This is a genomic window from Bradyrhizobium sp. P3_C3 (assembly GCF_056402655.1).
In genome coordinates this window covers 47,553-70,552 of sequence record NZ_JBFUGY010000029.1, presented here as the reverse complement: position 1 = coordinate 70,552, position 23,000 = coordinate 47,553, and the positions used below count along the sequence as shown (strand labels likewise).

22 protein-coding genes are annotated in these 23,000 nt (G+C 65.8%); 6 read left to right on the top strand and 16 right to left on the bottom strand.

Translation table 11 applies throughout. From position 1 onward, the window contains the following. Positions 1 to 127: 127 nt before the first annotated feature. From AC1DW2_RS28450 to AC1DW2_RS28435, 4 genes are all read right to left on the bottom strand, one after another. A complete protein-coding gene (locus tag AC1DW2_RS28450) occupies positions 128 to 964 on the bottom strand; it encodes an outer membrane beta-barrel protein (protein WP_476077377.1) in 837 nt (278 codons plus the stop codon). A gap of 228 nt (positions 965 to 1,192) precedes the next feature. Next, positions 1,193 to 2,443 (bottom strand): MFS transporter, encoded by a 1,251-nt coding sequence (locus tag AC1DW2_RS28445; RefSeq protein WP_477007683.1) that lies wholly within the window; start codon positions 2,441 to 2,443, stop codon positions 1,193 to 1,195. Between the two features lie 298 nt (positions 2,444 to 2,741). Beyond that, positions 2,742 to 4,085, bottom strand: coding sequence for a phosphoglucosamine mutase (gene glmM / locus AC1DW2_RS28440; protein ID WP_063985528.1), 1,344 nt, complete (start codon positions 4,083 to 4,085; stop codon positions 2,742 to 2,744). Between the two features lie 218 nt (positions 4,086 to 4,303). Then, the gene (locus tag AC1DW2_RS28435; RefSeq protein WP_166103414.1) at positions 4,304 to 4,471 is read right to left on the bottom strand and encodes a hypothetical protein; all 168 of its coding nucleotides are present in this window, start codon (positions 4,469 to 4,471) and stop codon (positions 4,304 to 4,306) included. Between the two features lie 119 nt (positions 4,472 to 4,590). Here AC1DW2_RS28435 and AC1DW2_RS28430 point away from each other — a divergent pair, with 119 nt between their 5' ends. Continuing rightward, positions 4,591 to 5,727: an alpha-hydroxy acid oxidase gene (locus AC1DW2_RS28430; protein ID WP_477007682.1), complete on the top strand. Its 1,137-nt coding sequence runs from the start codon at positions 4,591 to 4,593 to the stop codon at positions 5,725 to 5,727. A gap of 125 nt (positions 5,728 to 5,852) precedes the next feature. Here AC1DW2_RS28430 and AC1DW2_RS28425 read toward each other — a convergent pair whose 3' ends face one another. The 9 genes from AC1DW2_RS28425 to AC1DW2_RS28385 all read right to left on the bottom strand — a co-directional run bounded on the left by AC1DW2_RS28425 (position 5,853) and on the right by AC1DW2_RS28385 (position 15,283). Then, the gene (locus AC1DW2_RS28425) at positions 5,853 to 6,473 is read right to left on the bottom strand and encodes a single stranded DNA-binding domain-containing protein (RefSeq protein WP_085399319.1); all 621 of its coding nucleotides are present in this window, start codon (positions 6,471 to 6,473) and stop codon (positions 5,853 to 5,855) included. A gap of 14 nt (positions 6,474 to 6,487) precedes the next feature. Beyond that, a complete protein-coding gene (locus tag AC1DW2_RS28420) occupies positions 6,488 to 7,114 on the bottom strand; it encodes a hypothetical protein (protein ID WP_028151813.1) in 627 nt (208 codons plus the stop codon). 67 nt (positions 7,115 to 7,181) lie between these two features. After that, positions 7,182 to 8,021, bottom strand: coding sequence for a shikimate dehydrogenase (locus AC1DW2_RS28415; RefSeq protein ID WP_477007681.1), 840 nt, complete (start codon positions 8,019 to 8,021; stop codon positions 7,182 to 7,184). A gap of 52 nt (positions 8,022 to 8,073) precedes the next feature. Further along, positions 8,074 to 8,718 carry a YoaK family protein gene (locus tag AC1DW2_RS28410; RefSeq protein ID WP_477007680.1) on the bottom strand — a complete coding sequence of 215 codons (645 nt, stop codon included), beginning with the start codon at positions 8,716 to 8,718 and terminating at the stop codon, positions 8,074 to 8,076. A gap of 66 nt (positions 8,719 to 8,784) precedes the next feature. Further along, a complete protein-coding gene (locus AC1DW2_RS28405; protein WP_477007679.1) occupies positions 8,785 to 10,539 on the bottom strand; it encodes a SulP family inorganic anion transporter in 1,755 nt (584 codons plus the stop codon). 104 nt (positions 10,540 to 10,643) lie between these two features. After that, on the bottom strand, positions 10,644 to 10,916 hold the full coding sequence (locus AC1DW2_RS28400; protein ID WP_014492044.1) for a helix-turn-helix domain-containing protein: 273 nt from the start codon (positions 10,914 to 10,916) through the stop codon (positions 10,644 to 10,646). A 307-nt stretch (positions 10,917 to 11,223) separates the two neighbouring features. Beyond that, positions 11,224 to 13,272 (bottom strand): elongation factor G, encoded by a 2,049-nt coding sequence (locus AC1DW2_RS28395; RefSeq protein WP_477007678.1) that lies wholly within the window; start codon positions 13,270 to 13,272, stop codon positions 11,224 to 11,226. Between the two features lie 153 nt (positions 13,273 to 13,425). Further along, positions 13,426 to 13,908 (bottom strand): DUF992 domain-containing protein, encoded by a 483-nt coding sequence (locus tag AC1DW2_RS28390; RefSeq protein ID WP_166344613.1) that lies wholly within the window; start codon positions 13,906 to 13,908, stop codon positions 13,426 to 13,428. Positions 13,909 to 14,080: 172 nt separating this feature from the next. Beyond that, the gene (locus AC1DW2_RS28385) at positions 14,081 to 15,283 is read right to left on the bottom strand and encodes a pyridoxal phosphate-dependent aminotransferase (RefSeq protein ID WP_039157959.1); all 1,203 of its coding nucleotides are present in this window, start codon (positions 15,281 to 15,283) and stop codon (positions 14,081 to 14,083) included. A 574-nt stretch (positions 15,284 to 15,857) separates the two neighbouring features. Between AC1DW2_RS28385 and AC1DW2_RS28380 the strand changes: the two genes are divergently transcribed. From AC1DW2_RS28380 to AC1DW2_RS28360, 5 genes are all read left to right on the top strand, one after another. Further along, the gene (locus AC1DW2_RS28380) at positions 15,858 to 16,508 is read left to right on the top strand and encodes a glutathione S-transferase family protein (protein WP_028151820.1); all 651 of its coding nucleotides are present in this window, start codon (positions 15,858 to 15,860) and stop codon (positions 16,506 to 16,508) included. Between the two features lie 152 nt (positions 16,509 to 16,660). Further along, positions 16,661 to 16,837, top strand: coding sequence for a hypothetical protein (locus tag AC1DW2_RS28375; protein WP_014492039.1), 177 nt, complete (start codon positions 16,661 to 16,663; stop codon positions 16,835 to 16,837). Between the two features lie 360 nt (positions 16,838 to 17,197). Then, positions 17,198 to 18,010, top strand: coding sequence for a PAS-domain containing protein (locus AC1DW2_RS28370; RefSeq protein WP_477007677.1), 813 nt, complete (start codon positions 17,198 to 17,200; stop codon positions 18,008 to 18,010). 87 nt (positions 18,011 to 18,097) lie between these two features. Beyond that, positions 18,098 to 18,553, top strand: coding sequence for a GNAT family N-acetyltransferase (locus AC1DW2_RS28365; RefSeq protein ID WP_014492036.1), 456 nt, complete (start codon positions 18,098 to 18,100; stop codon positions 18,551 to 18,553). A 262-nt stretch (positions 18,554 to 18,815) separates the two neighbouring features. Further along, positions 18,816 to 19,757: an aldo/keto reductase gene (locus tag AC1DW2_RS28360; protein WP_166344623.1), complete on the top strand. Its 942-nt coding sequence runs from the start codon at positions 18,816 to 18,818 to the stop codon at positions 19,755 to 19,757. An 18-nt stretch (positions 19,758 to 19,775) separates the two neighbouring features. Here the strand turns inward: AC1DW2_RS28360 and hmuQ are convergent, their stop codons facing one another. From hmuQ to AC1DW2_RS28345, 3 genes are all read right to left on the bottom strand, one after another. Beyond that, entirely contained in the window at positions 19,776 to 20,099 is a 324-nt protein-coding gene (gene hmuQ, locus AC1DW2_RS28355; protein ID WP_477007676.1) for a heme-degrading protein HmuQ, read from the bottom strand. An 86-nt stretch (positions 20,100 to 20,185) separates the two neighbouring features. Further along, a complete protein-coding gene (locus tag AC1DW2_RS28350; protein WP_477007675.1) occupies positions 20,186 to 21,403 on the bottom strand; it encodes a DUF1501 domain-containing protein in 1,218 nt (405 codons plus the stop codon). Positions 21,404 to 21,405: 2 nt separating this feature from the next. Continuing rightward, positions 21,406 to 22,962, bottom strand: a complete 1,557-nt coding sequence (locus AC1DW2_RS28345) for a DUF1800 domain-containing protein (RefSeq protein ID WP_135216026.1) — start codon at positions 22,960 to 22,962, stop codon at positions 21,406 to 21,408. Positions 22,963 to 23,000 lie beyond the last annotated feature (38 nt).

Sequence of the window (23,000 nt, the reverse complement as noted above, 5' to 3'; positions counted from 1 at the left end):
GCTCGTTAACCTTAACCAATGGTTGCGTCTGACGTTTTCGTCGCCGCTCGCCATGAAAAATATGCAAAGCAAAACGGCGCGGGATGATCCCGCGCCGTTAAGAGACGTTAAGCGATGAGGCTGACGATCAGCCCTTGGTGATGAGCGGCGGCGGCATGTAGGCCGGCGGGCTGCTCAGGTCCCAACGCACGCCGAGCTTCACGTCATGCGAGGTGATGTCCTTGACCTTGATCGTCGACGGGCCCGAGATGCTGTTGTCGTAGGCGCGGAAGTTGCCGGGATTGGCGTCGCCGAGATCCATGTAGCTGTAGGCGAGTTCGACGGTGAGGCCGGGGCTGACCTTGTAGGCGAGACCGGCATGGGCGGCCCAGGCGAAATTCCACTTACCGTTGTCGGCGAAGTAGGTCACGCTGTTGGAGAGCCCGCCGGGATTGATCCGGGTGCCGTCGTCACGGAAGCCGCTGAGCTTGTTGTAGGAACCGCCGACACCGGCGCCGATGAACGGGGTGATGCACCACCAGGTGCCGAGATCGACATAGGCGTTGGCCATGACGACCCACTCGGACTTGCTGCCGGAGTAGTTGTTGGCTTCGAAGTCGGTCGCGCTGAGCGTGACGTTGTCCGAACCGTGCAGATTGGCCTTGCCGCGATACTGGCCGATGACGTCGGTGCGGAACCAGTTGTTGAAGCGATAACCGACGCCGAGGTCGAACAGTGGCGAGCTATCGAAGCCGAGGCCCACGGTCTGGGTCGGGAACGTCTGCGCGGTCGCGCTGTCGATCCGCTTGGCGCTCTGGTTGGTCATGCCGATGTCACCGCGGAGATACCAGCCGCCGAAGTCGGCGGGCGGAGCCGGCGGCGCGTACATGGGAGGCGGAGCGGCGATCGGCATATCGGCGGCGAACGCCATCGACGAGATGAGGGTCGCCGCACCTGCGGCAAGGAGAGACTTAACGCTACGCATTTGGCTTCGTCCTTATGGCCGGTGAGGCAAAATGCTGACGCCCCACGTTCTGGAAACTCACGGGAGGACGATGGCACCAAATGTTTAAGCGCCACTTAACCCTAATTTTTAAGGTTGATTTTTTCTCACCACTCGCGCGCATGCCGCAGAAGCGTTGCAAAAATGCGGCGCCCCGACGCGCCAATTGCTAACGATTGATGAAGCCGCAATGCAGCGAAACAGGATTTGTTAACGCAGGTGCCGCGGCAGCTTGGGCAGGAACACCGCAAGCAGGCCGATCGCCGGCAGCCAGGCACAGACCTGGTAGACGAACTCGATCGAGGTGTGATCGGCGAGCTTGCCGAGCACGGCGGCACCCAGACCGCCGATGCCGAAGGCAACGCCGAAGAACACGCCCGAGATCATGCCGAAGCGGTGCGGCACCAGTTCCTGCGCGAACACGATAATCGACGACGTCGTCGAGGAGATGATCAGGCCGATGATCACCGACAGCACCGCACTCGCATAGAGCCCGGCATAAGGCAGCGCCAGCGTGAACGGCAGCGCGCCGAGGATCGAGATCCAGATCACGATCTTGCGGCCGAAGCGATCGCCCAGCGGACCGCCGAAGAACGCGCCGACCGCATTCGCGGCAAGGAAGATGAAGAGATAGATCTGCGCCGCCTGCGTCGACACGCCGAAGCGATCGATCAGGTAGAAGATGTAGTAGCTCGACAGGCTCGAGACGTAGAGCTGCTTCGAGAACAAGAGCGCCACCAGCACGGCAAGCGCAACCGCGACGCGGCGCGAGCTCGGCGCGTCGGGATGGGCCTGAACCGTCGCCGTCTTCTTCGCCTTGATCTGCGGCTCATACCAGCGGCCGATGCGCCAGAGGATGAGGATCGCGAGGAACGCGATCGAGGAGAACCATGCGATGCTGCCCTGCCCGAACGGCACTACGATCAGCGCCGCCAGCACCGGCCCCATCGACGTGCCGAAGCTGCCGCCGAGCTGGAACACCGACTGCGCGAAACCATAGCGGCCGCCGGAGGCAAGCCGCGCGATGCGCGCGGATTCAGGATGAAACACCGCCGAGCCGAGGCCGACCAGCGCGGCCGCGACGAGGATGACGAGATATTGGTGCGCGGCGCTGAGCAGCAGCAGGCCGAAGAAGGTCGAGGCCATGCCGATCGACAGCGAATAGGGCTGCGCCTTCTTGTCGGTGTAGTGCCCGACCACCGGCTGGAGCAGCGAGGCCGTGAACTGGAAGGCCAGCGTGATCATGCCGATCTGCGCGAAGTCGAGCGCGTAGGTGTCCTTCAGGATCGGATACACCGAGGCGATCAGCGACTGCATGGTGTCGTTGAGGAAGTGCGAGAAGCTGATGCCGGCGAGCACGACATAGGCCGGCCCTGCGGCAGCCCGGGCGGCGGGCGCCACGTCGCTGACGACGACCGGCTCGGTCAGCGTTTCCTCGGAGACGACGACAGGCTTGTTCAATGGAGCATCCTGGCGGGCACGGCAGATTGCCGCACCGCCTAACTACGATGCCGGCTGCGGCCGATCCACCGCCAATCGTCGATGGCTGGAATGCACGTGCCGGTTTCACTGCGAGGCGACACGCCCCGCTTGGTTCGAGACGCCCGCCGTTGGCGGGCCTCCTCACCATGAGGGTCCGGGGATTTCGTAGCCCAGATGGAGCGAAGCGTAATCCGGGACGTCTATGTCCGCGTGCGCGATCCCCGGATTTCGCTGCGCTCCATCCGGGCTACGATCGTGCTTCGCGTAGCGATGCGCCTCAGGCCGCGGCCTGTCCGAGCGCGGAGACGATGGTGTCGACGACGTCCTCTACCAGCAGGCGGTCCTCGCCCTCGCCCATGACGCGGATCACCGGCTCGGTGCCGGACGAGCGGATCAGAAGGCGGCCGTGGCCGTTGAGCCGCTTCTCGCCGTCGGAGATCGCCGATTTGACGTCGGAATCCTCAAGCGGCTTGCCGCTCTTGTAGCGGACGTTCTTCAGGATCTGCGGCAGCGGGTCGAAACGGTGGCAGACCTCCGACACCGGCCGGCGCAGCTTCTGCACCACGGCCAGCACCTGCAGCGCCGCAACGAAGCCGTCGCCGGTGGTGGCATAGTCGGACAGGATGATGTGGCCGGACTGCTCGCCGCCGAGATTGTAGCCGCCTTTCAGCATCTGCTCGAGCACGTAGCGGTCACCGACCGGCGTGCGCACGAGATCGAGCCCCTGCCCCTTGAGGAAGCGTTCGAGGCCGAGATTGGACATCACGGTGGCGACGATGCCCGGCCGCGACAGCCGGCCGTCTTCCTTCCAGCTCTGCGCGATCACCGCGAGCAGCTGGTCGCCGTCGACGGTGTGGCCGCGCTCGTCGACCAGGATGACGCGATCGGCGTCGCCATCGAGCGCGATGCCGATGTCGGCGCGCATCTCGCGCACCTTCTTCGACAGCGTTTCCGGCGAGGTCGAGCCGCATTCCTTGTTGATGTTGAAACCGTCGGGCTCGACGCCGATCGGCACGACGTCGGCGCCCAATTCCCACAGCGCTTCCGGCACCACCCTGTAAGCGGCGCCGTTGGCGCAGTCGACCACGACGCGCAGGCCGTCGAGCGAGAGATCGCGCGGCAGCGTGCGCTTGGCGAATTCGATGTAGCGGTCATGCACGCCGTCGATACGGCGGGCGCGGCCGAGGCTCGCGCTCTGAGCGAGCCGCTTGTCGAGGGATTCGTCGAGCAGCTGCTCGATCTGCTTCTCGACGTCGTCGGAGAGCTTGAAGCCCTGCGGGCCGAACAGCTTGATGCCGTTGTCCTCGAACAGATTGTGCGAGGCCGAGATCATCACGCCGAGATCGGCGCGCATCGACTTGGTCAGCATCGCCACCGCCGGCGTCGGCATCGGGCCGACCAGCAGCACGTCCATGCCGACCGAGGTAAAACCCGCGACCATCGCATATTCGATCATGTAGCCGGACAGACGCGTGTCCTTGCCGATCACGACCCGGTGGCGATGGTCACCACGCTGAAACGCAAGGCCTGCGGCCTGGCCGACCTTGAGCGCGAGCTCCGGCGTGATCAGTCCGTTGGCGCGGCCCCGGATCCCGTCCGTCCCGAAATATTTGCGGCTCATATCGTCCCCCACGCAACAACCAGGGACCCCTCTACAACTACGGGATGCCCGAAAGGGCCCCGCATCCCTGATTTGCTGAGACGTTATAATGCCTTCGCGGCCAACTTGGCTTCAAAAAATGTGATTAATCATTACGGGACAGGGCCCAAGCCGCCCCGGTAACTTATTGTTAGCACTATATTTCCGGCCGACAGGGCGGAACGGGGCGGAACCCGCCCCTAGTCGGAGCGCTTCACATGGCCGTCCTGGCGGCTCGGCGCCGGCTGGGTGACGTTGACGGGATCGGACCCCGGGAAGGTCTCTTCCAGACCCTCCTCCAGCGCGTCGTCGAGATCCTGCTTCTCCTTGATCTCTTCCGGTGTCGGCTGGCCGCGCGGTTTGCTCATGGCGCCCTCCTCCCAAACGATTTGGCTGTGCATCCAACCATGCTAGATGACCCCTCGATCTTCCGATGCAAGACTTCTGAAGCAAGACTTCTGATGCAAGACGGGCCGGGGAAACGTTCATGAAGCACATCACCTGTATCGACGATCTTCGCACGCTGCATCAGCGCCGCGTGCCGAAGGCGTTCTTCGACTATTGCGACCGCGGCTCCTATGCCGAGGAAACGCTGCGCGCCAACCGCGAGGACATGCAGGCGATCAAGTTCCGCCAGCGCGTCCTGGTCGACGTCTCCAGGCGCGACACCTCGACCATGATCCTCGGCGAGTCCTCGACCATGCCGTTGATATTGGCGCCCGTCGGCCTCCTGGGCATGCAGCATGGCGACGGCGAGATTCATGCCTGCCGCGCCGCGCAGGCCGCCGGCATCCCGTTCACACAGTCGACGATGTCGATCTGCTCGATCGAGGACATCGCCGCCAATGTCGAGAAGCCGTTCTGGTTCCAGCTCTACGTGATGAAGGACCGCGGCTTCATCAAGGAATTGATCCAGCGCGCGATGGCGGCGAAATGCAGCGCGCTCGTGCTGACCGTCGATCTCCAGGTGATCGGCCAGCGCCACCAGGACATCAAGAACGGCATGACGGTGCCGCCGGAATGGTCGCTGTCGAAGCTGATCGATTTTGCCACCAAGCCGGCCTGGGTGTCGGGCGTGCTGCAGGGCAAGCGCCGCACCTTCGGCAATCTCGCCGGTCATCTGAAGGTCAGCGACGACATCACGTCGCTGTCGACCTGGATCAACTCGCAGTTCGACACCTCGCTGAACTGGAACGACATCGAGTGGATCCGCAGCATCTGGCCGGGCAAGCTGATCCTGAAGGGCATCCTCGACGTCGAGGACGCCGAGCTCGCCGCGAAGACCGGCGCCCAGGCGCTGGTCGTCTCCAACCATGGCGGCCGGCAGCTCGACGGCGCACCGTCCTCGATCGAGGCGCTGCCGGAGATCGTCGACGCGGTCGGCTCGCAGATGGAGATCATGTTCGACGGCGGTGTCCGCTCCGGCCAGGACTTGATGCGCGCGCTCGCGCTCGGCGCAAAGTCCTGCATGATCGGCCGCGCCTATGCCCATGGCCTCGGTGCCGGCGGCCAGGCCGGCGTCGCCAAGGCGATCGACATCATCCAGAAGGAGCTGCTCACGACCATGGGCCTGTGCGGCGTCAACCGGATCGACGAGATCGACGATCACATCATTGCGGTGTGAGGCGAAGCGGCGGCGCCGTAGGGTGGGCAAAGCGAAGCGTGCCCACCAATTTCGCGAAACGCGGGAAAGTGGTGGGCACGGCGCAAGTGCGCCTTTGCCCACCCTACGAGTTCAGCGCTAGTCCCTCACATCGGCGGCGTAATCCCGTCGCGACCGACGTTCACCCGGTTGGCCTCGAGCGAGCCGTCCTCCTTCTTCGCCGCGCCGAAGATGATCAGCTTGGCGCCGGGCTTGATCTCGGATTTGTCGCTGGCGACGAAGGTGACGATCGGCGTATCCGGCGGCACCACCACTTTCTTCTCGCCGTCCTTGTACTTGACGGTGATGTTCTGGCCGTCGGTGCCTTCCACCGTCTGCGCCACGGTCGCGTTGGTCATGGTCGAGTTGGCGCGCGCATCCCAGGGACGAAAACCTTCGGCCGCGCCGCGCTGGTTCTCGGGGAAGATGTGCACCGCGATCGCCTTCTGCGTGCCGTCGGGCTGGGGCATGCCGGTGACGCCGATATACGAGCCTTCCTTGATCTCCGACAGTGAGGTCTTCACCACGGCGAAGACCGCGACGTTGTCGGTCATGCGCACCTTGACGTCGCTGCCTTCGCGCGTCTTGATGCCGAGCGTGTTGCCGTCGACGCTCTCGATGGTGCCGCGGATGCGGACCGTCGGCGACTGCTGCGCCGAGGCGGAGAACATGGAAGCGACGGCGAACGCGGCTACGAACAGGCGCGGCATCCAGCTTGATTTCGACATGTTGCGATTCTCCTTCACATCGGCGGTGTCAGGCCGTCGAGGCCGACACTGACGCGGTTGGTTTCAAACGAGCCGTCCGGCAGCTGCTTCATGAAGGCGACGACTTTTGCCCCGGCCTTCAGCTCGGATTTGTCGCCGGGCACGAAGGTCACGACCGGCGTGTTGTCGGCGACGAACACCTTCTTCTCGCCGTCCTTGTACTTCACCAGCAGCGTATGACCGTCATTGCCGACCACGCTCTCCGACACCGTGGCGTTGGTCATGGTGGAGTTCGGCTTGAGGTCATAGGGCCGCGAGCCCTCGCCGGTGCCGCGCATGCTCTCCGGAAACACGTGGACCTCGACCGCGTTCTGGCCGCCGTCCGGACCCGGCACCGTGGTGGCGCCGACGAAGGAGCCGACCTTGATGTCGGCGAGTGAAATTTTGGTAACGCCCGACACGTTCACGTCAGGGGCGATGCGAAGCTTGACGTCCTCGCCGCTGCGCGACTTGACCTGCATGGTGTCGCCATTGACGCTCTCGATCGTGCCGCGCACGCGCGTCGGCACCGGCGCCCTCTGCGCGACGGCATAGAGGGTGGAAGCGGCCACCATCGCGACGGCGATGAGCGGACGTGTGAAAGTTGCACGTTGAACAGGCATGACGGTCTCCGGATTGTCCCCACGGGGATAGAACTCCGGAGGTGGGGTGCTATTCGCCGTTATCCTTTCAAGTCTTTGTGAGATCGGCCTCGACCAGCGCGCGCAGCTCGGCCGTGACTTCAGGCCTTTGGCCGAACCACAGCTCGAAGCCGCGCACCGCCTGGTGCAGGAGCATGCCGAGCCCGTCGGCGGTGTTCAGGCCGCGCGCCTTCGCAGCCGCCAGCAGCGGCGTCACCAGGGGAACGTAGACGAGGTCGGCGACGACCGCCCCGTCCGGCAGGCGCGCCACATCGACATCGAGCGAAGGCTGGCCGTGCATGCCGAGCGAGGTCGTGTTGACGAGAAGTCTTGCGCGCGGCAGCACGTCGTTGATGCCGTCCCAGGGAATCGGATGCACGTTCGGCCCGAATTGCTTTGCCAGCGTCTCGGCGCGCGCGATGGTCCGGTTGGCGAGGTGGATGCGCTTGATGCCGCGTTCGAGCAGGCCGAACACGACCGCGCGCGAGGAACCACCGGCCCCGAGCACCAATGCTTCTTCCGCCCCGTACCAACCGGCCGCTCCGGCATCGAGATTGCCGATGAACCCTTCGACGTCGGTATTGGTCGAGCGCAGTTCGCCGTCGGCAAACCACAGCGTGTTCGCAGCGCCGACGGCCCTGGCGCGCGCATCGGGCGTGGACAGCGCCAGCACGCCTTCCTTGTGCGGGATGGTGACGTTGGCGCCGACGAAGCCGCGCAGCGACAGCCGCAGCACGAAGTCGCGCAGATCCTCGGGCGGGACCGCCTCGATGACGTAACCACCCTCGATCCCGAGCGTGCGCAGCCAGTAACGATGGATCAGCGGCGAGCGCGAATGCGCGGCCGGCCATCCGATCAAACAGGCTGCGGGAGTCCTGGGCGCGGTCATCTTTCCCTCGGGTCGTGTTCGAGGCGATCCATTTCGCGTCCCGCCGGCTCTGTCAAGCGCGCGACCGCCGCATCGCCGCAGCCGCGATCGCGGCCAAAGCCAGCGCCGCGGCAGCGGCGAACCAGATCGCGGCGAGGTTGATCCGGGCATAGCCGAGCGCCCCGCCCGCCGCCCCCGCAACGAGCGCCGCCCACAACAGCAGGTTCGGCGCCCAATTCCAGCGTGGCCCGCCGGTGAGGCTCACCGCGAGGAACTGGCCGACCTTGACCAGCGCGCCCGTGACATAGGTGAGGCCGAGGCCCGCGCCGCCGTCGATCTGGAACACGGCGTTCTCCAGGCCCATCGCGAGCACGATGGCCGCGATCGCGAGGTTCGACAGGCCGTAGGCATGGCAAAGTCCGGCACCCGCAAGCAGCCCGGTTTCAATGAGAAGCAGCCAGGGCTGCCGCTCGGCCCCGCCGCCGAGCACGACGAAGCTGCCGGCCGCAGCACCGGCCACGAACAGCGCGATCAGGCCGAGGGCGCTGGCGGCCTGCCACCACTGCGCCTCCGCAAGGCTGACGCCGAGACGCGTGGAGTTGCCGCTCATGAACGAGACGAACAGGCCGCCGAGATGCAGGAAACCGATGCCGTCGACATAGCCCGCCAGCATGCTGAGCGCGCAGGCCAGCGCAATATTGCGACGCGAATCCAGCATTCCCTGCACCACCGCCGTGACGCGGCAGTGTCGATCAAATCGGCCGGCTTGAGAAGTGCGCTGCCGTCAGGTCGCGGCCGCGTCATCGGCCGCGCGCTGCGCCGCGCCGCCCTTGATGTCGGCGACGGCACGCGCGATCGTCGCGCGATAGCGCGCACGGGGCGGCGTCACGCCGTGGGTGAGCAGCGCGCGGCGAACCGCGGGCGACGCCCCCGTGATGAACAGCCGGATGCCGTGGCGGTGCGCCTTGACGGCGACGCGACCGAGCACGTTGGCGGCCGTCGAATCCAGGAACGGCACCGCGGCGAAATCGACCACAAGACCCTTGCGCTGGTCGGCAATGCCGTCGAGCACGTTTCCGATTGCCGAGGCGGCACCGAAGAAGAACGCACCGGTGATGCGATAGACCAGCACGTCGCGATCGATGGCGAGCGCGGGATCGTAAGGCACGCGCTCGCCATTGCCGTCATCGGGACGATCGGCGGCCACCAGCGGGGAGCGCTCCTCGATGCCCGTCATCTCCGCCATGCGGTGGATGAACAGCACCGCGCCCAGCGCGAAGCCGACCAGGATGCCTTCAGTCAGGTCGCGGAAGATGGTGAGCAGGAAGGTCGCGAGCAGCACGACGGCATCGCCCCAGGATGAGCGCAGCAGCGTCGCGAATTCGTGCTTCTCCGCCATGGTCCAGGCGACGACGACGAGCACGGCGGCGAGCGCGGCCAGCGGAATGTAGCTCGCGAGCGGTGCTGCGATCAGCATGAACAGCAGCAGGAAGACCGAATGCAGCATGCCCGCGAGCGGCCCACGTCCGCCGGCGCGGATGTTGGTGGCGGTGCGCGCGATCAGGCCGGTGACGCAGATGCCGCCGAACAACGCCGAACCGATATTGGCCGCGCCTTGCGCCACCAGCTCGCAATTGGAGCGGTGGCGGCGTCCGGTCATGCCGTCGGCCACCACCGCCGACAGCAGCGATTCGATCGCGGCCAGCAGCGCGAACGAGATCGCATCCGGCAGCACGGCCGTCGCCTTCGCAAGCGAGAACGCCGGCAGCGCCGGCGACGGCAATTCGCGCGGAATGCCGCCGAACCGGCTGCCGATGGTTTCGACCGGCAGCGACAGCACGGCAGTCGCGACCGCCGCGAGCACGACCGCGATCAGGATGCCGGGCCAGGACGGCCGCCAGCGCCGCAGGCCGGCGATGACGACAATGCTGACGATCGCGACCGCGACGGCGGAGGGATTGATCGTGTGCAGGCCTGCGGCGAGCGCAACGAGTTTCGGCACGAATTCGCTGGGCTCCTTGCCCGCCAGCGTGATCCCGCCGAGATCGCGGAGCTGGCTAGCGAAGATGATCACGGCGATGCCCGCGGTGAAGCCGACCGTGACGGGGTAGGGAATGAACTTGATGTAGGTGCCGATCCGCAACAGGCCCGCGGCGATCAGGACCATGCCCGCCATCAGGGTGGCGAGGATGACGCCGTCGACGCCGTGCCGCTCCGCGGTGACCGCGACCAGCACGATGAAGGCGCCGGCGGGCCCGCCGATCTGGAAGCGACTGCCGCCGAGCAGCGACACGATGAAGCCACCGACGACAGCGGTGTAGAGCCCGCGGTCCGGCGTCACGCCCGAGGCGATTGCGATCGCCATCGACAGCGGCAGCGCGACGATTGCAACCGTGAGGCCTGCGAACACATCGGCGCGGAGATCCGCGAGGCCGTAGCCTTCGCGCCAGACGGTGACGAGCTTGGGGAGATAGAGTTCGGCAAAGGTCGGTCGACGCAGCTGATGCAGCTTGCCTGCGTGTTCGCCTGTGATGCTCATTTCCGCAGAGTGCTCCGCTGCTCACAATGCTCCGGTGCATCGTGCAGCGCGCGCGTGCGTGCGTGCGACGATGCGCTAGCTCATCCCGAGCACGATCAACGCGATCATGCTCCCACGCGGCGCGGCGGCCCCGGCTCCTTCAGGCGAACGCCCCGCCCGCCGCTGTCGCTGCGGGCCTGCTCGCCGATCAGCTCGACGCCGGCCCGGTCGAACGCCTCGACCACCTTGATCAAGGTCTCGACCACGCCGCGCACATTGCCGGTGCTGGCCTCCATCCGCTGGATGGTCGGCAGCGAAACGCCGGCGAGCTCGGCCAAGGCTTTCTGGTCAATGCCAAGCAGCGCGCGGGCTGCCCGCATCTGGAACGACGTGATCACCGTGGCCTCACGTATCAGAGTTTATAAGTGATATCTTAAGCATGTACAATGATGTAAAATACATCATTGCAAGGGGAACGCAAGGGAGTTTGCCGTACGACCCGTCCGTCTCCACCGTCATTGCGAGGAGCGAAGCGACGAAGCAATCCAGAATCCCTCCGCGGAAAGACTCTGGATTGCTTCGCTGCGCTCGCAATGACGGAGAGGAGGAGGCTGTGTGAGTCCAGTTTTCACGGTGCGCGCGGAAACAGCCCCTCTCCCCGTAAAGAACGGGGAGAGGGAGTGAGAGAGCCGTGCTTCCCTTACATCACGCCGCGTGCTGATGCGCGGCGATGATCTGGTCGGCGGCGCGGCCGGTCACCTCGGCCATGTGGTCGAACTGACGGGTGAAGCTGCCGGCTCCAGCCGTGGCCGAACGCAGCTCGACGATGAGTTCGCCGATCTCCGCTTCCGGCATCATGGCGCGGACGCAGTCCCATCCGCTCCAGCCGTCACGGGTGTCGAAGCCGAGGATCTGGCCGCGCCGCGCCGACAGGATCGCGTTGATCTTGGCGGTGGCGTCGGTCGGGCAGACGATCTCGACCACGTGGATCGGCTCCAGCAGCACCGACTGGCATTGCGGCAGGCCTTCGTTGAGCCCGACCCGCGCCGCCGTGCGGAAGGCGAGGTCGGAGGAGTCGACGCTGTGATAGGAGCCGTCGGTCAGCGTCACCTGCAGATCGGTGACGGGGAAACCGAGTGGGCCGCGTGTGAGCCCGTCGACAACACCCTCTTCCACCGCGCCGATATAATTGCGCGGCACCGCGCCGCCGACCACTTTCTCGGTGAACTTGAAGCCCTCGCCGCGCGGCAGCGGCTTGATGTCGAGCACGACATCGCCGAACTGACCGTGACCGCCGGATTGCTTCTTGTGGCGGCCGCGCTGAACGATCGGCTTGCGGATGGTCTCCTGGTAGCCGATCGCGGGTGGGTGCGAGGTGATCTTGACGCCGAAGCGGTCGCGCAGCCGTTCGCTCGCCACGCGCAGATGCATCTCGCCCTGGCCCCACAGCACGGTGTCGTGGGTCTGGGCGTTCATCACGACGCCGAGCGAAGGATCCTCCTCGTGCAGCCGGGCAAGGGCCTGGCCGAGCTTGACGTCGTCCTTGCGGTCGGTGGCGGCGACCGAGATCGCGAGCACCGGCGGCGTCGGCTCCGGGGCGAACAGCGCAGCCGGCGGGGACTTGCCGCTCGAGACCGTGTCGCCGGTCTTGATCGGGTCGACCTTGGCGAGCGCAACCGTGTCGCCGGCTTCGGCCGCGGCACGCTTGGTATCGTAGGCGCCGTTGACGGCGAGGATGCCGGAGATGCGGCCGCTCCCGCCGGAGGCGGATTGCAGCGTCGCTCCGTCGTCGAGATGGCCGGCGAGCAATCGCGTCAGCGACAGCTTTCCGCCGTGCTGCGAATGCAGCGTCTTGAAGACGTAGCCGAGCGCCTCCTTGCTGGCCGGCACACCGAGACGCTTTGCAGTTTCCTCGATGCCGGGCGCCTCGTGGCGCAGGGCCTTCATCAGGCGCAGCACGCCGTTTTCGCGCGCGGCCGCACCCAGCAACACGGGGCAGATCTGTCCCTCGCGCAATTCGCGGGCGAGATCGTCGAACACCGCATCGCGCGGCGGCTGGATGTCCTCGAGCAATTGCTCCATCAGCGCGTCGTCGTGATCGGCGAGCTTCTCCAGCATCGAGAAGCGGGCCTCCTTCTCGCGATCGAGATCTCCGCCTTCGAGCGCGACCACCTCGGAGGCCTTGTGCTCACGGTAGATGAACGCACGTTCCAGCGCGAGATCGACAAAGCCCTCGATCAGCTCGCCCTTCCAGATCGGGATCTGGCGCAGCACCAGCGGCACGCGCGAGGCGGGCTGGAGTGTCGCCAGCGTCTCGCGGATGCGCTTGTTGGCGCGGTCGATCTTGTTGAGGAACAGGAAACGCGGGATCTTCAGCTCCTCCAGCTCGCGCAGGATGATCTGAAGCTGCGGCAGCTTCTTCTCGTCGGCCTCGCAGACCACGACCGCGGCGTCGACAGCGGGAAGCGCTGCACGCATGTCGTGGGCGAACTCAACGGAACCGGGACAATCGAGGAGGGTGTAGCTGTCGCCCATGAAACTCGTGGTGGCGGCAGTCAGGCCGACGGTCATCTTGTGATGACGGGCCTCCGGGGAGGCGTCGCCGACGGATGTTCCGGCGTCGACGCTGCCGACGCGGGGGATTGCGCCCGTTCGCGCCAGTATTGCTTCGAGAAGTGTGGTTTTACCGCTTTGGAATGGGCCCACCAGTGCGATGCACCGTGGACCTCGGGGACTTCTGACGTCTTGTCCCATTCGCCGCCTCCTTGGTGTGGAGCTCGGCCCATGATTGGGTCGGCAAACGCCGATGCTCTGCCCGTCCCCGAGATTTGGCAAGCATCAAAAATCGCTGCGGTGCGTCGTTGCCGAGATCGCGTCGGACTGACGCGATCTGCACACGCGAAATTGTCAACGACCCGGACGGAGTTCCAGGCTCTCGAGGCCAGCGGCGACGTTGAGGCCGACCTGGCCCTGCACGCTGAGCGGCTGGAGCGCGATCGAATTGTTGGAGCCGCCGATCAGCGCGTTGCCACCGATACCGACGCCGACCGAGGCGCTGCCCTGCGCGCCGGCATAATTGCCCGAGAGATCACCGGGGCCGAGCCGGTCGACCGGCGCGAACACGCCCCAGGCCAGCGTGGTCTCCTGGGTGATGCCGATGTCGAGGCCCACTTTACGAATGGTCGCGACGTAGCGATCTTCCGGCAAACCGTCGGCACGCAGGACGCAGCCGAGATTGGTCACCGATCCCACGATGAACCCAACGCTGGCGCCGCCGCGGCATTCGAGCACGCCGACCCGGACCATCCGCTGCTGCTGCGCGCTGCTGTTTGCGACGGAGGCAACGAGGCTGGCCGCGGCGAGCCCGGCGAGGATGAACGAACGGCGCATGAATATCTCCGGCGATGAATGTGATGCGAGCAGAGAGAGCGCCCCACCCGTGTTGCGCGATGGTCTATGCCACAAGAGCCGTGGTGGTGCCAGATCACGCGTGACGATAAGCGTGCAAACAATAAAAAGGCCCGCCGGAGGCGGGCCTTTTCGATAGGTATTTGCGACGGGCTCAGCGGAGATTACCGCAGAAGCGCTGGATGCGCTTGCAGGCGTCTTCGAGGTCGGAGGTCTTGGTCGCGTAGGAGATGCGGAACGCCGGGCCGAGGCCGAAGGCCGAACCCTGCACCACGGCGACGCCTTCGGTCTCGAGCAACTCGGTCACGAAGGTCTCGTCATTGTCGATCACCTTGCCCGACGGCGCGGTCTTGCCGATGGTGCCGGCGCAGGAGGGATAGACGTAGAACGCGCCTTCGGGACGCGGGCACTCGATGCCCTTGGCCTGGTTGAGCATGGAGACCACGAGGTCGCGGCGCTCCTTGAACACCTTGTTGTTGGCGGGGATGAAGTCCTGCGGACCGTTCAGCGCTTCCACCGCGGCCCATTGTGCGATCGACGACGGGTTCGAGGTCGACTGCGACTGGATCGTCGACATCGCCTTGATGAGCTGCGCCGGACCGCCGGCGTAACCGATGCGCCAGCCGGTCATGCAATAGGCCTTCGACACGCCGTTCACGGTGAGCGTGCGGTCGTAGAGTTTCGGCTCGACCTGCGCGACCGTGGTGAACTGGAAGTCGTCATAGACGAGGTGCTCGTACATGTCGTCGGTCATCACCCACACATGCGGGTGCCTGACCAGCACGTCGGTGAGCGCCTTCAGCTCGGTCCTGGTGTAGGCCGCGCCGGTCGGGTTCGACGGCGAGCACAGGATCACCCATTTGGTCTTCGGCGTGATCGCACGCTCGAGCGCCTCGGCCTGCAGCTTGAAGCCGGTCGCGGCAGTGCAGACCACCGGCACCGGCTCGCCGCCGGCGAGCGCCACCATCTCGGGATAGCTGACCCAGTACGGCGCGGGGATGATCACCTCGTCGCCCGGATTGATGGTCGCCATCAGCGCGTTGTACAGCACCTGCTTGCCGCCGGTGCCGACGATGATCTGGTTCGGCTTGTAGGCCACGCCGTTCTCGCGCTGAAACTTGCCGATGATGGCTTCCTTCAGCTCGGGAATGCCGTCGACGGCGGTGTACTTGGTCTTGCCGGCTTCGATGGCATGGATCGCAGCCAGCTTGATGTTGGCGGGCGTGTCGAAGTCGGGCTCGCCGGCACCGAGGCCGATGACGTTGCGGCCCGCCGCTTTCAGCGCACGTGCTTTATCCGTGACCGCGATGGTCGCGGACGGCTTCACACGGTCGAGCGCAGCGGCAAGGAAGGACATCGTCATCTCCTGACAAGCGTCGTGAACCCTTTGGCCTCACGACTCCGATTGTGGGAATGGGTCACCCTAAAACGTGTGCCGCTGCGCCGCAAGAAACTTCGGCCCGATCTCGAAAAAGTTTACGGATCTGGAGCGCTTCTAGGCGCGTTTTCCCGCAATTTTCCGTAACTTTGCCGCCGGAATCCCTCATATCCGGCAAGGCCTGTCCTCGGAGCAATTTTGCGCGTTGCGCGCCGCCATGAAGCTGACGGCAGTCTGACGCTCGAGAGGACACTTGAGACAACCTTTGAGCGACTTGCTTTGAAAGACTTGGACCCGTCAGCAGCCGAGGCGATCACGACCGTTCAATCGTCCTGCACGAACATGCGGCCGCGATGCGTCCGCGCGCTGACGCAAGCGTGATCTGATTTGTAGCGTCGCGCGAAAATGATCTTCCGCGGCATTGCAGTGCGGTAGGGTTTTCGAGTTTTTCTATGGCGCGGGTCTTGCGGCGGATTCGCAACGGCATCATTGTTTGGCCGCGGTACTGGGCAACGAGTACCGCGCCTTCCCGTTTTCGGAACGAACTCCCAGAATGTACAAGCTCTATTCGATGCAACGCTCCGGCAACAGCTACAAGGTCCGCCTTGCGCTGGCCCTGTTGAACGTGCCTTACGAAGCGGTCGAAGTGGACATTCTGCGCGGCGAGAGTCGCACGCCGGACTTTCTGACCAAGAACCCGTCGGGCCAGGTGCCGCTGCTCGAGGTCGGCGATGACCGCTATCTCGCCGAGTCCAACGCCATCCTCTGGTACGTCGCGGTCGGCACGCCGCTCGCGCCTGAGAACCGCATCGACCGCGCCGAGGCGCTGCAATGGATGTTCTTCGAGCAGCACGCGCTCGAGCCGAACATCGGCGCCGCCTATTTCTGGCTGTCGCTGGTCAAGGGCGGCCGCGATCTCCAGACCCACTCCCTGGAAGACTGGATGGAGCGCGGCTATGGCGCGCTCCAGGTGATGGAGAACCACCTCAAGACCAACGCCTATTTCGCCGCCCGCCAGCTCACGGTCGCCGACATCGCGCTCTACGGCTACACCCACCTCGCAGAGCGCTGCGACTACGACCTCTCGACCTTCCCGGCGATCCGGGACTGGCTGAAGCGCGTGGAAGCTGCACCCGGCTTCGTGGCGATGGACTGGCGGCCCGCCGACGTCGACGACCCCGCCAGCATCGCGGCGGGCGCCTGACGGCGCGCTGGCTCCGGGAATAGCGGGCACAAGGGCAGCCTATGCCGCATTCTCGCCATTTTCGACGCTATGGCCGCCCCAATATTGCCGGTTGAAACGGGGAAATTGTTCGAGTCGCGGGTGATTCGCTCGCACGTTGAAGGATTTAGACCATGATTCGGGCGTCCGGCACGGCAGGCTTTCGGGGCCCAACCGTTACCGTTTCGTCTTCCCGGCTGACCAACGCGGTCGTGGCCTCGCTCGCCGTTGCCGCGCTCTCGCTGTGCCTGATCGTCACCCTGACGGTGCTGTCGACCAAGGCGACCATGGCGATGGGCCTGCCGGTCTGATCCCCGTTTCATCCCGGACCCGCCTTCAGGGTGCCGCGCGGCCCGCGCCGACCGGCATCGCGACAGGACACCGATGAAATCGCCTGTGGTAGTCGTTGCAATCACCCTGACTGCGGCCATCCTGGTCGCGGCATCGCTGTTGATTTTCACCGGCGTGCGTAAGAGCTCGGGGACGTCGACTCTGAATGCGCCGGCGCAGCAGCAGCGCCTCAGGCACGCGCATTTGGCCTAAAATCATCCGAAAGCTTTGCCCTTGCCGGCAAGTGCTCCTTAAGCGCACCGCATGAAATCGCATCGCATGGGCGCAACGATCAGCCAGTGTTGCGGCCTTACCTCGTTCGGGAGGAGCGAGACTGGCCCATGCGGTTCGGATGGCGTGCGATCTCCGGTCCGGCGCTGACAGCGGCAATTGCGCTGCTGGCGATCCTGCTCGGTCGCTATATCCATGTTCCCTCCCCTGCGCCCCTGTTCGTCTGCATCGTGGCGCTTGCCGGCTCGCTGTCGGGTCTCGCTTCCGCCATGACCAGCGCTGCCGTCGCGGTGATCGGCGCGGCGTTGTTCTTTCTGGCCCATCGGGCCCTGCCGGGCTATGCGGCGGCGGATCTGGTCCGGCTCGGCCTCCTCGCCGTGACGACTGCCGGCACGGCCGCAATCACCGGCCTGATGCGCGAGCGGCTGCTCGGCACATTCGCCGCCGAGCGCCAGAGCCACGCCACCGCCGCGCGGCTGTCGGCCGCGCTCGACCAGGTCGATATCGGCATCGTGCTGCTCGACGCCGAAACGCGTGCCGAATTCATCAACCGCGCATTTCGCGACTATTTTGCGCTGCCGGACGAAGTGGCCGACGGCAAGCCGCCCTTCATTGCGCTGATGTATCACGGTCGCGACACCGGCGCGTTCGAGCTGCCCGAGGATGAGCTCGGCACCTTCATCGCGCAGCGGATGCAAATGGTGCGGATCGGCGATGCCACGCCGATCAACATCGCCTTGCGCAATGGCGAGGTGCTGCGCTTCGTCTGCGCCGTCCTGCCCGATGGCGGGCGCATGCTGAGCTACACGCCCGTGACCGACCTCGTGCGCCACACCGACCCGCCCGCGCGCGCCGAGTACTACCGCTCGCTGCGCGATCCCGCGGGCCGCAGGCTGATGCGGTACTTGCGCGTCGCGGAGTGATGCGACGGCGCGATTGATCGGCAGTGCGATCATCACGTATGAAGGACGCTTCATCGCCTTGCGTCCTCCGAGATCGCGGAAACCCACATGTCGCTCACCATTCGCTCCGTCACGAAACAGGACTACGATCAATGGCTGCCGTTGTGGGATGGCTATAACGCTTTCTACGGCCGCTCCGGCCCGACCGCGCTGGCGCCCGAAATCACGCGGATGACGTGGCAGCGCTTCTTCGATGGCTATGAGCCGGTGCATGGGCTGGTCGCCGAGAGCGACGGCAAGCTGCTCGGCATGACGAACTATCTGTTTCACCGCAGCACCACGGCGATCGAACCGTCCTGCTATCTGCAGGACCTGTTCACGCTGGAGGCCTCGCGCGGCAAGGGCGTCGCCTCGGCGCTGATCTACGGTGTCTACGAGCGCGCAAAGCTCGCGGGGTCCCCGCGGGTCTACTGGCAGACGCACGAGACCAACGTCACGGCGCAGAGCCTGTACGACAAGGTCGCCGAGCGCTCCGGCTTCATCGTCTATCGCAAGATCTTCTGATCGCGGCAGCCGCGGAGTCCCTGTGGATAACTCTGCCTGTCACCCGCGCGTAACATAGCGGGACTACGTTGCACCTGCGTCTGATCAGGCCCCCCGTCACCGATCAAGCGCCCCAAAGCGGTCCCCGTCAGTCGCCGCGTCTGACAGGGGCCGCATTTTTTTGGCTTCAGTTCCCGGCAGCATGGCAGCAACGCAAGGCGACGCCTTGCCGCTAGCGGGCAGCGCGGCCACAATGGCCCGCTTTCTCCTGACAGGACCTCCCATGGAAATTCGTAATCTCGGCGCCTCCGGCCTGCGCGTGTCCGCGGTCGGGCTCGGCTGCAACAATTTCGGCCAGCGCATCGACCTCGAGGCCTCGCGCAAGGTAATCCACCGCGCGCTCGATCTCGGCATCACGCTGTTCGACACTGCCGACATCTATTCGGCCATGGGCGGCTCGGAAAACGTGCTCGGCGCCGTGCTGGGCGATCGCCGCAAGGACATCGTGCTGGCGACGAAATACTCCAAGCCGATGGCGGAGGACGGAACCAAGCAGGGCGCCTCGCGCCGCTACATCATGGAGGCCGTGGACGCGAGCCTGAAGCGGCTGAAAACCGATTACATCGACCTCTACCAGCAGCACGATTACGACCCGCTGACGCCGATCGAGGAGAGTCTTCGCGCGCTCGACGATCTCGTTCGCCAGGGCAAGGTCCGCTACATCGGCAATTCCAACTTTCCGGCGTGGCGGATTGCGGAAGCGGAGTATGTCGCGCGCGCGATGAATGTCAGCCGCTTCGTCTCCTGCCAGGACGAATATTCCCTGGTCGTGCGCGACATCGAGAAGGACCTGCTGCCGGCAGCAACGGAATACAAGCTCGGCCTGTTGCCGTTCTTCCCGCTCGCAAGCGGACTTCTGACCGGCAAATACAAAAAGGGTGAGTCCGCACCCGGCGACACCCGCTTTGGCCAAACTCCGCGGCTGCGCGACCGCTACGTCACCCCGCGCAACGAGGCGATCGTCGAGAAGCTGCAGGCCTTTGCGCAAGCGCGCGGACACTCGATGCTCGAGCTCGCCTTCTCCTGGCTCGCCGGCCGCCCGCAGGTCTCGAGCGTCATCGCAGGCGCCACCCGCGTCGAGCAGATCGAGCAGAACGTCAAGGCGATCGCGTGGAAGCTCAGCGCCGATGAGATGGCGGAGATCGACAAGATCACCCAGGGCTGATGTTTAAAGCGCGGCGCGTTACTTCGCGCCGCGTCCCACCGTCTGCATCACCTCAAAGCCTTCGAACTGGGGATGGCCGAGATAAAGCGGCTTGTTGTCGCCAGCGCGCTGATGTGCCGCGCGAAACGCCTCCGACTTGGTCCACGCCTCGAACGCGGCATGGTTCGCCCAGACCGTGTGCGATGCGTAGAGCGTGTGGTCCTCGAGCTCGGGGCCGCGCAGCAGATGAAACTCGACAAAGCCAGGCACCCCGTCGAGAAACGTGTCGCGCGAGAGCCAGACCTGTTCGAAAGCGGCTTCAGAGCCCTTGGTGACGCGGAAGCGGTTCATGGCGATGTACATGCGGGTGATCTCCTGATGCTCGGCTCATCATGTCGTCATTCCGGGACGCACCGCAAGGCGCGGGCACGGAATGACGGTGGCTGTTATTACGCCACCAATCCCTTCATCGGCCGCGCTGCGGCGCTGTCCGGGAACACCGTCTCGGCCAGCACGCGATCGGACAGGCCGAACTGTCCCTGCAGCACGCCCTTGATCACAGAGCGCAAATCCGTGGTCGGCTTGAGGTCGCGGCCTTCGTAGAGATTGGCGAGCTTGAGGCCGGGCCAGTCGGAGATGACGCGGCCGCCTTTCACCGCGCCGCCGGCGAGCAGCGCGATCGTTCCGGTGCCGTGATCGGTGCCGTCGGTGCCGTTGATGCGCGCGGTGCGGCCGAACTCGGTGGCGACGACGATTGCGGTGTCGCGCCAGCGCTCGCCGAGGCCGCTTTCGAACTCGGCAAGCGCGCCATCGAGGCCGCCGAGCAGGAAGGCCAGACGCCCGACCGGACCGCCTTCATTGGCATGCGTATCCCAGCCGTCGAAGGCGAGCGCGGCGATGCGCGGGCCGTCGTCGGCCGCCATCAGTTTTGCCGCGCCGCGCGCGACCTGCCGCATCTGCGCGACCTGATTGCCGGGCTTCGGCTTCATGTCGTCGCCGCTCGCGGCCTTCTCCAACTGGAGGCCCTGCGACAGCGCGGAGGCCAGCGCGGGATCGCGGTGACGATAGAGATCGACCAGCCGCATCGCGGTGTCGTCGTCGGCCTGCGGCAGCGCCACCGGCGCCCAGCCGACGGTTGGCGCATTGCCGCGCAAGACCAGCGGCGTGGTCGGACCGACCGCGAGCCCGCTCGACACACGCTCGCCGCGCGGCAGCGCATCGAGCGCGCGATTGAGCCAGCCGGATTGCACGCGGCCGGGGCCGGCATAGCCGCTTTCGAGCACGTCCTGGCCATCGAAATGCGAGCGGTCGCGATAGGGCGTCGCAACGGCATGGATCACCGCGGCATGCATGTCGCGATACATGCGTGCGAATTCCGGCATCGCCGGATGCAGCGCGAAGAAAGTATCGAGCATGATCGCGGGATGCGCGCCGTCGGCGGCAAGCGCGATCGAGCCGTGCAGGCCGGCATAATCGGGGTCACCGAGCGGTGCGACGGTCGAGAGCCCGTCGAGCGCGCCGCGCAGGATCACCACGATCAATCGCGGATCGCGCCCGCCGGCCGCGCGCGCAAATTTCGGCAGATAGGCCCAGGCCGCGAAGGACGCGCCGCCGAGCAGCAGGCCGCGGCGCGAGGTGAGGAGCCGGTTCTCGACGCAGTCGATCATCATCATCTCCTCTGCATTTCCGGCGACATCAGCAGCAGCGCCAATGCCTGTTGGCGCGATTCCGCCCGTTCGATGGTTTTGCGCGTCTCGATGGACGCCGCATCAGCGGCGGCGAATTCGAGCAAGTCGAGCGGATCGATATTGGGCCCAAGCCGCGCGCCCATTTGTGCCGCGATGTCGAGCCGGAGCTTGATGCCTTCGGGTGCGGCCCAGGCCGCGCTGGTATCCGGGAAGCCATTGGGACCGGCCGGCGACCACAGTGGCTGGCCGAGCAGATTGAGATTGTTGAGATAGCCGCCGGGATCCTCCGGCACGCGCGCGAGCAGCCGGCCACTCGCGACCACGAAGTCGTAGGGCGAGCGCATCTTGGTCAGCGGCGCCTTCCACGCTTCGTCGGAATCGACGAGCGCCGTCGCCATCGCCTTGAGATCACCGTCGGTCTTGACGAAGACGTCGCGCAATCGCGCCACGAGGGCCGGCGGCGGATCGTCGGCAACGAAATGGCGGACGAATTTGGTGGCGATGAAATTGGCGGTCGAAGGGTGGCGCGCGATGTCGGCGAGCGCGGCCTCGCCTTGCGCGAGTCCGGTCGGCTCGTAGGTCTTGCCGAGCAACATCTGCGGCCCGGGCTGATGCGCGTTGGCGTTGAACGCGAAGGAGCCGGGCGTGCCGAGCTGCCCCTGCCTTCCGGCAAAGGTCCAGCCGGTGATGATGCGCGCGAGCGAGGTGACGTCGTCCTGTGTGTAGCCGCCGCCGACGCCGAGCGTATGCAGCTCCATGATCTCGCGCGCGAGATTTTCGTTCAGCCCGCGCTTGCGGTTTTGCCCGGCGCGCGAGTCCGGCCCGAGCGATTGCTGGTTGTCGAGGAAGAACAGCATCGCCGGATGCTGCTCGACCGCCCTCAGCATGTCGGCGAAGCGCCCGAGCACATGCGGCCGGATCGCCTCGCGCTCGAACGCGCCGGCCCAGATCCGCGCCAGCTCGCCCTTGCTCGCGGAGATGCAGAAATGGTTGGACCAGAACACCACCAGCCGCTCGGTGAAGCCGCACTCGACCAGCGTCGCGCGCTGCAACCGCGCCAGCGCCTCGGCACGAAAGGTTTTCTGGATCACGTTGAGCGGCTGCGGCGCGGGCTTGGCGGCAGGGGGCGCGGCAGCGTTGGGCTGCATGGCGTCCGGTTTCGCCGCATTGTCGGCGGGCTTGGCCTCCGCCATCTGGCCGGCGATCTCGGTCGCGGCCGCATTGAGCGAGAGATTGCGGCGCAGCCCCGGCTTCGGATCGGCCGGTGCCTGCTGCGCCCCTTCAGCGGGCGCAGCAGCCTTTGCGGCCTCGCGCGCCTGCTTGACCTGGTCCTGATAGGCGAACACGGCCTGGCCCAGCTGCGGTGTCGATTGCAGGCCCGGCGCCTCCAGCAGCACGCCGTTGGGGCGCGCGAGTTCCGCCTTCACGAAGCCGCGCGGATCKGAGGCCGCGTTGATGAGATCGCCGGACGCCCCGCCGCGCGCTCCGAAACCGAAACGGTTGAGCGCGACGAGGGCAGCTTGCGAATCGCGGGCCATCGATGTGTCCTTCGCGCGTTGCCAACCGCTTTCCGAGT